General features: G+C 58.9%; 11 protein-coding genes and 3 pseudogenes. 7 read left to right on the top strand and 7 right to left on the bottom strand.

Features of this window, described 5'->3' with window-relative positions; translation table 11 throughout:
- Positions 1-177: 177 nt before the first annotated feature.
- The 3 genes and pseudogenes from KFO72_RS11660 to KFO72_RS42270 all read left to right on the top strand — a co-directional run bounded on the left by KFO72_RS11660 (position 178) and on the right by KFO72_RS42270 (position 2,628).
- Entirely contained in the window at positions 178-1,182 is a 1,005-nt protein-coding gene (locus KFO72_RS11660; RefSeq protein WP_225032143.1) for an AraC family transcriptional regulator, read from the top strand.
- Between the two features lie 202 nt (positions 1,183-1,384).
- Positions 1,385-1,738: pseudogene (locus tag KFO72_RS11655) on the top strand (carboxymuconolactone decarboxylase family protein); the annotation flags it as partial.
- Positions 1,696-2,628, top strand: a complete 933-nt coding sequence (locus tag KFO72_RS42270; protein WP_225032205.1) for an NAD(P)-dependent oxidoreductase — start codon at positions 1,696-1,698, stop codon at positions 2,626-2,628. The pseudogene KFO72_RS11655 and the gene KFO72_RS42270, both read left to right, overlap by 43 nt.
- An 88-nt stretch (positions 2,629-2,716) precedes the next feature.
- On the opposite strand, the gene KFO72_RS11645 is transcribed toward KFO72_RS42270, so the two are convergent.
- The 6 genes and pseudogenes from KFO72_RS11645 to KFO72_RS11620 form a co-directional block, all read right to left on the bottom strand.
- Positions 2,717-4,213 (bottom strand): M81 family metallopeptidase, encoded by a 1,497-nt coding sequence (locus KFO72_RS11645; RefSeq protein ID WP_225032142.1) that lies wholly within the window; start codon positions 4,211-4,213, stop codon positions 2,717-2,719.
- A 72-nt stretch (positions 4,214-4,285) separates the two neighbouring features.
- Entirely contained in the window at positions 4,286-5,443 is a 1,158-nt protein-coding gene (locus tag KFO72_RS11640; RefSeq protein ID WP_225032141.1) for a porin, read from the bottom strand.
- A 37-nt stretch (positions 5,444-5,480) separates the two neighbouring features.
- A complete protein-coding gene (locus tag KFO72_RS11635) occupies positions 5,481-6,827 on the bottom strand; it encodes an MFS transporter (protein WP_225032140.1) in 1,347 nt (448 codons plus the stop codon).
- Between the two features lie 403 nt (positions 6,828-7,230).
- Positions 7,231-8,375: pseudogene (locus KFO72_RS11630) on the bottom strand (M20 aminoacylase family protein).
- A 341-nt stretch (positions 8,376-8,716) separates the two neighbouring features.
- A pseudogene (locus tag KFO72_RS11625) lies at positions 8,717-9,192 on the bottom strand (integrase core domain-containing protein); the annotation flags it as partial.
- A 429-nt stretch (positions 9,193-9,621) separates the two neighbouring features.
- Positions 9,622-9,789 carry a hypothetical protein gene (locus KFO72_RS11620; protein WP_225032139.1) on the bottom strand — a complete coding sequence of 56 codons (168 nt, stop codon included), beginning with the start codon at positions 9,787-9,789 and terminating at the stop codon, positions 9,622-9,624.
- A gap of 16 nt (positions 9,790-9,805) precedes the next feature.
- On the opposite strand from KFO72_RS11620, the gene KFO72_RS11615 reads away from it, so the two are divergent.
- The 4 genes from KFO72_RS11615 to KFO72_RS11600 all read left to right on the top strand — a co-directional run bounded on the left by KFO72_RS11615 (position 9,806) and on the right by KFO72_RS11600 (position 12,614).
- Positions 9,806-10,237, top strand: coding sequence for a MarR family winged helix-turn-helix transcriptional regulator (locus tag KFO72_RS11615; protein ID WP_225032138.1), 432 nt, complete (start codon positions 9,806-9,808; stop codon positions 10,235-10,237).
- A 67-nt stretch (positions 10,238-10,304) separates the two neighbouring features.
- Complete coding sequence (locus tag KFO72_RS11610) at positions 10,305-10,868, top strand: isochorismatase family protein (RefSeq protein ID WP_225032137.1); 564 nt, start codon at positions 10,305-10,307, stop codon at positions 10,866-10,868.
- A gap of 2 nt (positions 10,869-10,870) precedes the next feature.
- A complete protein-coding gene (locus KFO72_RS11605) occupies positions 10,871-11,200 on the top strand; it encodes a hypothetical protein (protein WP_225032136.1) in 330 nt (109 codons plus the stop codon).
- Positions 11,181-12,614, top strand: coding sequence for a DHA2 family efflux MFS transporter permease subunit (locus KFO72_RS11600; RefSeq protein ID WP_225032135.1), 1,434 nt, complete (start codon positions 11,181-11,183; stop codon positions 12,612-12,614). Before KFO72_RS11605 ends, KFO72_RS11600 begins: the two co-directional genes overlap by 20 nt.
- On the opposite strand, the gene KFO72_RS11595 is transcribed toward KFO72_RS11600, so the two are convergent.
- The coding region (locus KFO72_RS11595; RefSeq protein WP_225032134.1) for a hypothetical protein at positions 12,572-12,958 on the bottom strand (387 nt) is incomplete at its 5' end. The two genes, KFO72_RS11600 and KFO72_RS11595, sit on opposite strands and share 43 nt — an antisense overlap.

Here is a 12,958-nt window from a genome sequence, read left to right as displayed (position 1 = left end):
GTTGTTAAAAAATCCCATCAATGTAGGACGTTTCTCGCGTGTGACGCGGCAATTCGCGCAAAGCTTTGAAACGCCGTCAGCCATCACCATTGTGGAACCTGGGGATTTTGTTCAGTTGACATTGCGTGTCTCACACTTTTCAATATGAGACACCCCCCCTTCCGAGGAACAGTGGTTATGCGCAAGCGAGTTGTCAGAAGCGCCACCTTGCATGGCTATTTGCGGGCCGCCTGCGACGTCGGCATTGACGGCAAAGCGCTAATGGCTCGGGTTGGATTGAGCAGCGACATCGCTGAAAGCCCGGACAGCCTGATTCCGTTGGATGCGTGGATCAGGCTCCTGGATTTGTCGGTTGCCGCGTCGGCTCGCACCGATTTCGGCGCGCGCGTCGCGATCGCCCGCGGCGTTCCCGACTACGGACTCGTAAGTCTTATGTTGAGAGAAGAGGAAACGCTACGGGATGCGCTGCACACGTATTCGACGCAGTTGCATCACCACTGCGACGGCATCTTCATTGATCTCGACGAACGCTTCGACAAACCGCTGCTGACGTTCAAAATCGAGTCCGAGATTCCTTCGATACACGTCATGGAATACTGCGCCTGCGGCATCGTCCAGATGATTCGCTGGCTCGTCGGACCCGACTGGCAACCCGATGCGGTCTGTCAGGAACATTCGCGTCCCGCCCATACGCTGGTGCAAAGCAACTTCATGCGATGCGAGCTCCGCTATGACCAGATGATCAGCGGGATCCTGCTCTCACGCGATGCGTTGTCCCTGAAGGTGATCGCTTCATCCGCCGTACTCCGGCGTCACGCTAAAACCCTGCTCGGGCAAACCTTCAATCGTTCGCCGGAAGACTTCGAAGCACGCGTGGAGTGGCTCATGCATCAGCAGTTGCGCGACTCGCGATGCAGCGTCGAGACTCTAGCGTCCAGTCTGGGAATGAATCGACGCACCCTCCACAGACGACTCGCGGACAAGGGACTGTCCTACTCCGCGCTTTTGCAGCAAGTGCGGTGCGACACGGCCAGGCGGTTGCTCAGCATGCAGACCGTGTCATTGACAGAGGCAGCCGAAGCACTGGGGTTTGGTAGTCTGAGCGCGTTCTCCAGATGGTTCCAGACCAGCTTCGGCTGCAGCGCCTCGAGATGGAAACGAAACCTGGAAGCATCCGGTTAAGGCCTTCGTAAATTCGCGGTTCGGCTTGTGCTTGGACGGCGTCGCGCGTCCCATGTTGTCAAATACCTGTCCCGTCAAGTCAAATATAACGACGTCCTTGGGCTAAAGTAGGCCGACCTGTGCCATCGATTCGGGACCCGGAATGGGATGCCGATTCGTGCCAGCTAATACGACCTTTCTTTACCGACGAGGAACTCCAGCCATGTCAGATGACAACGCTCTTTTCGAAAAGGGCTTGCCTATCCGTCGCTCCGTACTTGGGGCGGAATACGTAGATGCTTCGATGCAGAAAGCCGACTCCTTCATGATGTCTTTTCAGCGGGCCACCACCGCGTGGGCATGGGGATGGGCGTGGGGAGACGAAACACTCGACCGCAGGACCAGAAGTCTGCTGAATCTCGCCATGCTCACGATCGCTGGCCACACGGACGAACTGAAGCTGCACGTCAAGGGCGCCCTGAACAATGGCATCACGGTGGAGGAAATCAAGGCCACGCTGCTGCATGCCACTGCATACTCAGGAATTCCTTCAGGCCTCAGCGCGTTCAAAGCAGCTCAACGTTCAGGAAAGTCGCGTTTATCGGTATCGGTCACATGGGGTGGCCTATGGCCGCGCGACTCGTCAATGCCGGCTTCCACGTCGCGGTTTTCGATCTGGACCGCGAACGCGCGGCAGCGTTCTCGAGCGGGATCGGCGGCGAATCGCCGGATACTATCGAGGCGACCGTAGAGTCGGCAGATGCGGTCATCACCATGCTCCCGAAAAGCCAACATGTGGCACAGGTCATTACGGCCGTTCGGCCCATGCTCAGGGCTGGTGCGCTGGTCATCGACATGACATCGGGAATTCCCAGAATCACGCAGGAGATCGCGGCCAGCCTCGAATCGGGCGGTATTCTGATGATCGACGCGCCTGTCTCAGGCGGCGTTTCGCGGGCTCGAACCGGCGAACTCGCCATTATGGTTGGGGGCCCCGCGACGGCTGTCGAACAGGCCAAGCCCTTGCTGCTTGCCATCGGAACTACGGTTACCGAAGTAGGCAAGATCGGGGCGGGCCAGGCGATGAAAGCGCTAAACAACCTCGTGTCGGCCGGCGGGTTTCTGATTGGTGTAGAAGCGCTGATCATCGGCCGGAAATTTGGACTCGACGCCGGAAAAATGGTCGACGTACTCAATGCTTCCACCGGTACCAATAACAGTACGCAGAAGAAGTTCCGTCAATTTGTCCTGTCCCGGACTTTCGACAGCAATTTCGGTCTCGACCTGATGGTCAAAGACCTGGGCATCGCCCTTGAAGTCGCACAGGACGAAGGCGTTACAGTTCCGTTTGCCGCGCTGTGCAGCGAACTGTGGGCGAATGCGGCGCAAGCGCTGGGGCGAGGTAAAGACCACACCGAAATGGCGCGGTTCTGCGAGGAGACCTCCGGCGTCCCGCTCGCGCATTGAATGAGGCGTTACCCGAGGGCTCGCCGGATGGTCATTTCGCCCATCCGGCAAACCTCCCTGCAAGTCCGGGCCGAAAGCGTACGTCTGCTCAAGGACGGCGCCGGATGGAATCCGGCAACTTCCGCCACGGCAGATCGCCTGGGTCAGCCGCGGCTGCGCCCCGCGCCTTCGCGATCACGACGTCGGTCTGTTCATTTTCGACAAGCGGTGCGAAGTCAGCTCTGAAATGGTTACTGCTTTTGACGACGATGATTTTCATCTGCTCCGGATGCACGCCAACGAAACGAAACAGTTCACGGTCCTGCGCTCCGATCTTTCCACTTGCGACCACTACCAGCACGCCGCCAGTCTCGACGCATGCGCTTGGCCCCAATCCGGCAACGAACCCCGTCATCTTTGGGCCCTTGAAAGTGACCCGCCCATCGCTGACTGCTCTCACGGTGAATTCGGCGGTCACCGGCGGATCGGTGGGACCGTCCCAAAGCTCAGTGGCATGGCCCAGACTGGCGCGAAACGTTGCACCGACGCCGGCCTGTACCGCCGCGGCCGCAAATCGAGCGTCGTACATCACACCTAGCGTCACCCGATGGGGGAAACGTTCGCCGGCTCGGGCATTCAGCAGTGCGTGCAGCATGCCGGTGGTCGATGCCGTACCGCCGGCGCCGGGGTTGTCCTGAGTGTCCGCGATCACAACCGGAGCGTTGCTTTCGGCGGCGCGCACCATCGCTTCCTGCACCGCATCGTCCGCGCAAAGTATTTCAAGCCGCCATTGAGCGGGCTCGCCCGCAAGCGATGCGAGCTCCTCGACGGCAGTCGAAGCGTTCTCTCCCACGCTCCAGATCATGGGCGCACATTCGGCGAAGTCGGCCGCCGGAAAGGCCATGCAAAAGCTCGACATCGTTCCATGCTCCGTATCGAGTGCACGCAGCCGTTCATAGATCCGCTTCGCCGGTCCCGTTGTCGTATTCTGCGAATTCAGCGGAATAAGGAATGGGAGCCGCTTCCAGACAACCGGTTCACGACGTCCATGCGCAATACGGCGTGACAGGAGCTCACCGGCCAGTTCGCCTGTCTCTACGTAATCGACGTGCGGATAGGTGCGGAACGAAACCATGCCATCCGCACTTCGGAGCATCCTCTCGGTGACATTTGCATGCAGATCCAGACTCACCACAATCGGCATGTTCTCGCCCACCAGTTGGCGAACACGGCCGATCAGTTCCCCCTCGGTATCGTCTTCGTTCTCGGCAACGCCGGCGCCGTGGAGATCCAGGAATACGGCGTCGAACCCGCCGGCTTTCACGTCATTGCATATCTCATCGCAAATTCGCTCAAAGGCGTCCTCGGTCACATACGAAGACGGGACAGCGCCGCACCACAAACTCGGTACGATCGACCATCCCTTCGATCGCGCGTAGTGCAAAAATCCCGTAGCCGGCATCGCGACCGCGTCCATCGTTTCGAGCATCTGTTGGCCTCGAACGGGTGCGGGAAACGCTTCGCCTTTTTCGAAAGCCGACCAGTCGGCCTTATCGAGCGCAAACGTATTGGTTTCATGTTTATAACCGGCGACCAGAACCTTCATAAGTCTCTCCTTGCTGATTTCCTGAAACGTATGTCTCTCGACTGTCGTGTGCAAACAAGATGTCGGGCTGCTTTAAAAGAAGTGAAAGATGCCTATACTGGCACCGGACTGACCCGCTCCCTGCAAAGTTTGGGTCTGAAGGTCCAGCCCCATATTGCTGAGACGGGTATTCCAGACTTTACCGACGTTGCCGTACACGCCCGTCGATTTTGATAACCGGTACTGCGTCTGAAGCGCGACCATCGTGGGCCGGGCATCCATACCAGCAACCCGCTGGTGATACACGCCGACAGTCCCCGTCCACGCAGGCGTAAACTGCTCGGTAACGCCTCCCCAGTACAGATTCGAGTTTTCGTTGCCGGCCTGCGCGACCGTCCTTAGATGGCGGTAGCCTGCGAACAGCGACGTGCCGTCCCACTTATATCTGAGGGCCGCGGCGATGCGCTCAGCCCGTTGCGGTGTACCGGAAGACGCTGCCGGGACCGCCGAAGGCACAAACAACCCCAAGCCGTATTGCGCTGAAGTCATGGGGCCATGGATGTTGTCGTACACGATCCCGACCATCAATTGCCGGGCGGTGTAGTCAGCAGACGCGGCGAATTCCTTGGAGCGAGAGCCTGATCCGGCCTTTCCGTTGATCGTGCTTTCCACGCTGGCGCTGCCAAAGCTGTATTGGACATTTTCGTGGAACGGGCCATCCGAGCGCGTGTATCTGACCGCATTGTCCATGCGCGACACCATTCCGCCATCCATGGTCCACAGGCTTACGTTTGAGCCTTGCAGCGGATCCAGATAGCCGATTACGTCGTAAAGAGGCGTATAGACCCGGCCGAAAATGATCCTGTTATTGCTGTTCTGAATCCCTACCCACGCCTGTCTCCCGAAGAGACGCCCCCCTTGTATCGACGTACCGTTGTAGGGATTGAAGCCGCCTTCAAGCCTGAAAATAGCCTTGACGTCGCCGCCCAGTCCCTCAGAACCCATCAAACCGAACGAATTGGAGTAAATCTCCGCAGGCCCTGACTGCACCACCGAATGCGATGTCTTGTTCGCGTTCGTCAGATACTCGATACCTTCGTCCAGTGTTCCGAACAAGGTAACACTGCTCTGGGCGTTCGAAACAGCCGGAACTACCGAAAAGATCGACAGGCACAGGTGCGCCAGCCATTTTTTTGATTTTCCGTTGCACATCACATATGAGTAGCTGTACGAAATATATTGGTTAAGCATGTCTATCGCTCTGAATCTGGACTTCCGTTCGCGTGACCTAGATGTTTCCCGACACGGTCTGCTGCGGCAGAGAATCGACCGGATTCATCCGCGTCTTCCGGGTCGAAGAAAGGTAGATAGAGACCGCAGCGCCGGCCGCCGACACACCCAGTACCATCACGAATGCCGTGAGCAGGCCGTGTGGGTCTGCCTTCATCCGATCGCTCAACACGCCCACCAACCATGGTCCGATACTCGCGCCCAACATATAGTTGAAAGTCATGAACACGCCGGTCGCGCGACCTCGCATACGATTGGGAACCGCGAGTTGAATGGGAGCAACCATGAAGGTCGTGACGATGGAAAAAATGATGACCTGCGACGCGTAAAACCAATAGGCCAGGCTAGCCGTGTCGACGAAAATGAACGCTACGGCGAGCGGAATCTGGACAGCCCACATCGCCGACATTCGCTTGAGCAGGGAACTTAAGAGATCGCGATTTTCGAGCTTTCGCAAGAGAAGCTGTGATGCAGCACAGCCGCACAAGCCCACCGCCAGAAAGATGGCACCCAACGGGCGCCCAATCGTCGCCGCGGTCCCGAAGCCCTCGCGGATCATCAGACTTGGAAACCAGGTCAGAAGCACGAACAATCCGGACGTGCTGAAAACAAATGCAGCGAAGTAAAACAACAGCATTGGGCTACTGAAGATGAACTGCAAAGTCGCCCGGGTTGACGTATCAATTTCCTGCCCGGACTCGTGACGTTTCGGCTCATTTAGCGCAAGGATAAGTGCCGCCAGCAGGATACCGGGAAGTCCCAGAACGAGAAAAACCGACTGCCATGGCTCGAGATGCCCGATCAACGGCACGTCCATTCCGCCGGCAGTTGTGAAATGGCGCAGTGCCATACTGCCGAGGATAAGGGCCATCCCTCCTCCCACGTAAGGGCCGACGTTGTACACCGAAGTTGCTCTCAACAGCGATCGTCCGGACAGCATGTCTGAGAGAATCGAGTACGACGCTGGCGAGCAGCCCGCTTCACCAATCGCTGTACTTGTGCGTGCAACGAAAAGCTGAATAAAGTTTCCTGCCAGCCCGCACGCCGCCGTCGCGAGGCCCCAGAAAGCGACGCACGCGGCAGCAATCCCGACTCGGTGAAACCTGTCTACCAGCACGCCCAGGACGATACCGGAGCATGCGTAAAACGCGCCGAATGCCAGCCCCTGCAGCATGCCGATTTCTGAATCTGTTAATGAGAATGCATGTTTGATCGGTTCGAGAAGCAACGGCAAGATCTGCCGGTCCATGTAAGAGAGGGAAAAAGCCAATGCGAGCAAGATCGTCGTCAGTGCGGCGCGCCGCTTCGGAGTGGGACGCGTTTCGCCCCGCTTTACTGATTCCATTGATTACCTCCTGCGTCTATATTTTTGATACGTTTGAGTTAAATGGTTGTCGCCTCGACGGAGGGTGGTCGATGCACGTTTCCGTTCGGTTCACGATTCGCCTGATACGCGTTCGCCATGCATGGGGGCCATTGGCAGAAGCGCGGCGGGCGGATTGGAAGCTAAGTTAAAAGACCAAAATAGCCGTCAGTTCACTTCAAAGGACAATCTGTTTGCATTTTGGGACAGGCAGGGAAGTACCGAAGTACCGAGTGGGTCGCACGAAAACACGCAAGGTCTGTCCCGGCGTTCTTTCGTGGATACCGTCGACAGAAGTTCGGTGAAACCAGGGTATTCGGGCGATGCCGGATCGCGGCCGAAGCGCAAACCCGTTTGGCGAGCGCTTCAGCCGGAATGACGAGTCCTACTGCTGTAACGGAAGAAACCGCTCGACGAGCCGCGTCCAGTAGGCTGCGCCCACGGTGAGATTGTCGTCGTTGAAATCGTAGGATGCGTTGTGCAGAGTGCGCGAGTGTTCGCCGTTACCCAATCGCAGAAAGCAGCCCGGCTTTTCCTGAAGGTAGTAGGCGAAGTCTTCGCTGCCGGCAAACGGGGCAAAGTCGCTGATCACACGGTGTTCGCCGACCAGTTCGCGTGCAACCGCGAGCGCCAGGTCGGTTTCCTTCCTGCTATTCACAAGCACTGGATAACCTGGGACGTAGTCGATTTCAACGCGCGCGCTGTGGGCATCTGCATGGGCTTGTGCAAGCGTCCGTATGCGTGCATCTATCAGCTTGCGGGTTTGCGCATCGAAAGAGCGAACGCTGATCTGCAGATGAGCACTACCGGGAATCACATTGGCCACCGCTCCCCCGTTGAACGAACCGACCGTCACCACTGCAGCCTGCATCGGGTCTACGCTGCGCGACACTACGGTCTGCAGCGCCATCACCAGTTGCGGGCCAATTTCGATCGGATCGACCGCAAGATGCGGGCGCGCAGCGTGGCCACCGTAACCATCGATCACGATGTCCACCGTGTCACACGCCGCCTTGAACGGGCCGCCACAAAACATGAAGTTACCGGCCGGATAACCGGCTGGTTATGTAGTCCAAAAATCGCCTCGGAGGGAAAACGCTCGAACAGGCCGTCCTCGATCATCCGCTTTGCTCCGCTGTCCGAGAGAATCTCCTCCGCCGGCTCGAAAACCAGATGCACCGTTCCGTCGAAACGACGAGTGCGGGCAAGATGGCGCGCGGCACCGAGGAGTATGGCCGTGTGGCCGTCGTGTCCGCATGCATGCATCTTTCCGGGTTCGGCACTAGCGTAGGGCAGACCGGTTTCCTCGACGATCGGAAGCGCATCCATGTCGGCGCGCAACGCGACGGCACGTGGACTGTTCCCCGCCTTGAGCGTAGCCACCATGCCCGTTCCGCCAATGCCGCGGGTCAGCCTGTAACCCCAGTGCTCCAGACGCTCCGCCACGAGCTCCGACGTACCGGTTTCCTCGTATGCCAGTTCCGGATGCCGATGCAGGCGGCGGCGAATCCTACTCAGCTCGTCATGCAGATCGAGCGTGTCGTCGAGAAGACAAAGGGGCTGCGTCGATGTCGTAAGTGAAGTGTGATGTAAGTTGTGCGAGGTCCGCGATGACGAAGCGGCGGTACCGGTGCAAGCGTTACCAGGAATGCCATCTTCACGATGGCCGTTCAATCTAAACGCGTCGATGATTTCGCAATTGACGATCTGAGACATACAGTTGTCCGTACGGGACAACGGCGACGGAGTGTTGCCCCCTTGTACGGGGGAACTTGTTGAGGTACGCGGCGTAAGCCCCCAGGACGCCTCGCATCGGGCCTACGAACGCAATCCGGCGAGCTTCCGCGTCGCGAAGCGTGCCCATGCTGGCGTCAAGACCTGCCGCAGAGTGACCGGTCCGGCAGCGAGTCTCCGTCGATATTATCGGGCTCCAGCCAGGCTCGCCGGACCGTGGCCGGAGGTTGGTAGCAATGCGCGCTGTCGAGTCGCCGCTCGTTGTAGAACTACCGGCAGCATTCGATGAGCATCCTGGCCCCGGCGCGATGGCGAACCATTCGCGGTTTAGCAATCCGTCGCGCAGCCTGCCGTTTAAGCCTTCAATAACCCGCTTTGCCATGGACTGTTAGACGCAATGACGGTCTGGCCGATTGCGGCGTCTCGCAACCAGCGCACGACCTTGGCGGCGGTGAATTCGGCGCCGTTGTCCGGCCGTATGAATGCGAGAGTTTATTGTACAGCTGCATGATCGACAGCATTAGGATCACATCTGCCAATACAGGCAGGCACCGACCTCGATCGCTCGGCACTCATCGATTACGCATAGCATCTTCTACGCGCGGCCATCCACCGGGAGGTTCCCGGCCTCGCGATCGGCGGTGAGCGTGGCGTTTCGTGCAAGCGGCGTCGCCTGGACGACGCGTCGATCCGTGCCTGAAAAATGGATGTCGCGCAGTGAGAGAGGCGAAGATGATGGTGTCTTCACTATCCCTCTGCCTTGACATGCATCTCAGACTCGAGCGCTGATGTCGTTGTCCTTGACCGTCCAATGACGACCGGGCCAAACGTAGAGCGCGACAGTCCCGCGTAATGCTCTCAGGCAAACGGCCCACGCCCGGCGCTTCCGAAACAGGGATGTGTTGGTCAAGATGACGGTTCCTGGCTTGAGAGTCTCGTCAGGAAAGTCACCCACCGTCGCCATAAACCCGGGCATCCAATTCATGACCACCTTGCCAGCAAACGCCAATCTGACTGTCGAGGACCTGCGGCACTAACAGATCTATTTGGTCGACCGCGGCACATCGGCCGTGCCGCTTAACCGTATGTGCACCGCGTTACCATCGCCAAACCGGGCCTCGAGGCCTTCGATGTCGCGGTCGGCATCCAGTACTACTTCAGAGCAGAGCGGCGCTGCAATGAAAGATAAACTTGCAAGTTTATCTTTCATATAATATAGTGCGGCTATGACAGTCGATTCCTCCCTGGACATTGTTGCGAAGGATCTCACGGCAGCGATCAGTCGATTGCTGCGGCGACTACGCGCTGAATCCAACCCGACCGAGTTGGCCCTTTCGCAAATGGGCGTCCTGGCTCGTCTGGAACAAGGCGGCCCCATGACCACTGCGGATCTGGCTCGTGCAGAACTGATGAAGCCGCAGTCGATGGGCGTCATTCTGGCAAGTCTTGAGCAGGAAGGACTGATCGAGCGTCGATCTCACCCGACGAATCGTCGCCAGATCCTTTTTGCGTTGACCGAGACTGGCATGGCGGTGAGAACCAGCCACCGCGCCATGAAGCGAAACTGGTTGGTCAGTGCCCTCGGCCAACTCGATCCCGCGGACCTGAAGGCGCTTGTCGCGGCAACGGCGATCATCCGGAAGATCGGCGATTCCTGACGTTCGCTCGTACCATCGCCGTTGGCGGTGCAGAGCCAGATCCACCTCAATTTCTTAGGATACCTACATGGCCGCAACTCAACTGGACCTCAAAACTGCGCTGATCGCCATCGACCTGCAGAAGATCGTGGCATCGATTCCCACTGCCCATCCCTTCGCGAACGTACTGGAAAACGCCAGTTATCTGGCGGCAACTTTCCGCCAGCACGGTCTTCCCGTCGTGCTGGTAAACGTCGTTGGAATGGCGCCGGGCCGGACTGAGCAGCATCACACGGGCGGCGCGCTTCCGCCGGACTGGTCCGAGCTGCTGCCGGAGCTGGATCGGCAACCGCAGGATCATCTCGTATCCAAGAGAACCTGGGGGGCGTTCACCAGCACTGGCCTTGAGGCGCACCTCAAATCCGCCGGGGTCACCCAGGTGGTGATCTGCGGCGTTGCGACAAGCGTCGGTGTGGAGTCAACCGCGCGGCAAGCCCATGAACTCGGCTTCAACGTCACTCTCGCAGTGGACGCCATGACGGATATTAGTGCGGAAGCACACACCAATAGCCTTGAGCGGATCTTTCCACAACTCGGCGAAACGGGCACAAGCAGGGAGATTGCCAATCTCCTTTCGAAGAGGAGCACCTGAAAATGTCCTGGCTTTTCCTGCCTGCGTATTTCTTCGGCGGTTTCTTCCTGGCGAACGCTGTGCCGCACGTCGTGAGCGGCATGATGGGACGGCCATTTCAGAGCCCGTTCGCCAAGCCGCCCGGAGAAGGCCTGTCGTCATCGAGCATCAACGTGCTCTGGGGTTTCTTCAATATTGTTATCGGTTACCTGCTGCTCTGTCGCGTCGGCGATTTCCAGTTGAGGGATACGGCAGACATTCTCGCTCTGGGTGCCGGCGCATTCCTGATCTCACTGTTCTCGGCGCGGCATTTCGGCCGTTTCACTGGCGGCCATGTCACAACCCTCTCCTAGAAAAGCAGTTGATCCCGCGGACGCGCCTGCAACGGACCGGCTTGATCCGTCGGTTTGGAAAATTGCCGGCGTCGCTCTGTTCGGGGCATTGCTCGCCCAGCTCGACGCGACAATCGTCAACGTCTCACTGTCGAACCTCGCCGTGAAACTCAACAGCAGCCTTTCGACGATCCAGTGGGTCACGAGCGGCTATTTGCTGGCACTCACTATGGTTCTGCCGCTGAACGGATGGCTCGTCGATCGCATCGGCGCAAAGGCGCTCTACCTGTGGTGCTTCTCCGCATTTACGCTGTGCTCAGCGCTGTGTGGCGTTGCCTGGTCGGCGCCCTCGCTGATCGGGTTCCGCGTCCTCCAGGGCGTCAGCGGCGGGCTTCTCGCGCCTATGACGCAGATGATGATCGCTCGGGCCGCGGGCAAGCACATGGCCCGCGTAGCAGGCTATATGGCGCTTCCTGTCCTGCTGGCCCCGGTCCTGGGTCCCATCATCGCAGGCACCATCCTGCAATATGCGTCCTGGCGCTGGCTGTTTCTGGTCAATCTGCCGGTTGGCGGCATTGCACTTCTACTTGTGGTCCTGTTCCTCCCGAACGACCAAAGTGAGACGACGCGGCGAACGTTGGACTGGTCCGGTCTCGCGTTGCTCTCGCCCGGGCTGGCGATGTTTCTATATGGCTCCGGGCGCCTCGACCACATGGCGGGGCGCGTTATTCTGGCAGCCGGCATCGCGATGATGGCAGCGTTCCTTCATACGGCGCGGCGAAAAGGCGACGATGCGCTGATCGATCTGCGGCTTTTCGAGGGCAAGGTCTTCTCCGCCGCAGCCATCACGCAATTTCTATCGAACGGCGGCATGTTCGCCGGCCAGATGCTCATCCCTGCCTTTTTGATCCAGGCGTGCGACCGCGCGCCCGGTGAAATGGGCTGGATGCTCGCGCCGCTTGGCATTGGCATGATGCTCACCAACCCCTTCATGGGCGTGCTAACGGACAGATTCGGCATTCGGCGCGTGTCTGCGGGAGCCGCCCTCCTGACACTCGTCGCTACACTGCCCATGCTGTACTTCGCGGCCCACGGGCTGAACCTGCTGGTTCTCATACCCGCTCTGTTCTTACGGGGACTGGGCATGAGCGGCGTGGGCCTGCCATCGCTGAGCGCCGCCTATGCTTCGGTGCGCCGGGAGCAATTGCCCATGGCGACAACTTCGCTCAACATCGTCCAGCGCCTCGGTGGACCGACTATGACGACGCTGTGTGCGACGTTCCTCGCGTGGAAGCTAAAATCCCCCGGCGTTAGCCATGCGGTTTCGAACGCGTATGGGTGGGCGTTTCTGGTTCTCTGCGGTATTCACGCCCTTGCATTTATCGCGGCGGTTCAATTGCCGCGTCGCCTGGACGACGTGACGATCCGTGACTGAAAAGTGGATGTCGCGCAGTGAAAGAAGATGCCTGCGTTTTCGTCTCCCCTTGCCTCTTGAACTTGCATCTCAGACCGGGCGATGTCGTCGCCGTCCTTGACCGTCCAATGACGACCGGCCCAGATATCGAGGGCGATGGCCCCGCGTAATCCTCTCCGGCAAGCGGCCGACTCTTGGCGCTCCCGGAACAGGAATGTGTTGGTCACGACGAAGCTTCCTGGCCTGATAGCCTTGTCAAGAAAGTTGACCAGCTTCGCCATAACGCCCGGCATCAAATAACAGACGACTGCAAGACCACGCCGGAGGTAACGAGGAACGGGCGGTCCGATCCTTCGAGCGCCGCA

Origin of the sequence: Paraburkholderia sp. XV (assembly GCF_020177535.1) — a bacterium.
Classification (GTDB): domain Bacteria; phylum Pseudomonadota; class Gammaproteobacteria; order Burkholderiales; family Burkholderiaceae; genus Paraburkholderia; species Paraburkholderia caribensis.
The sequence above is the reverse complement of the archived record's forward strand: the minus strand, read 5'-3'. Positions and strand labels throughout refer to the sequence as shown.

Bases quoted from the DNA above. Each gene is read 5' to 3' on its own strand.
- KFO72_RS11635 (WP_225032140.1), bottom strand. From the start codon at position 6,827: ATGGAATCAGTAAAGCGGGGCGAAACGCGTCCCACTCCGAAGCGGCGC.
- KFO72_RS11600 (WP_225032135.1), top strand. From the start codon at position 11,181: ATGTCACAACCCTCTCCTAGAAAAGCAGTTGATCCCGCGGACGCGCCT.
- KFO72_RS11645 (WP_225032142.1), bottom strand. From the start codon at position 4,213: ATGAAGGTTCTGGTCGCCGGTTATAAACATGAAACCAATACGTTTGCG.
- KFO72_RS11605 (WP_225032136.1), top strand. From the start codon at position 10,871: ATGTCCTGGCTTTTCCTGCCTGCGTATTTCTTCGGCGGTTTCTTCCTG.
- KFO72_RS11620 (WP_225032139.1), bottom strand. From the start codon at position 9,789: ATGAAAGATAAACTTGCAAGTTTATCTTTCATTGCAGCGCCGCTCTGC.
- KFO72_RS11610 (WP_225032137.1), top strand. From the start codon at position 10,305: ATGGCCGCAACTCAACTGGACCTCAAAACTGCGCTGATCGCCATCGAC.
- KFO72_RS11660 (WP_225032143.1), top strand. From the start codon at position 178: ATGCGCAAGCGAGTTGTCAGAAGCGCCACCTTGCATGGCTATTTGCGG.
- KFO72_RS11640 (WP_225032141.1), bottom strand. From the start codon at position 5,443: ATGCTTAACCAATATATTTCGTACAGCTACTCATATGTGATGTGCAAC.
- KFO72_RS11615 (WP_225032138.1), top strand. From the start codon at position 9,806: ATGACAGTCGATTCCTCCCTGGACATTGTTGCGAAGGATCTCACGGCA.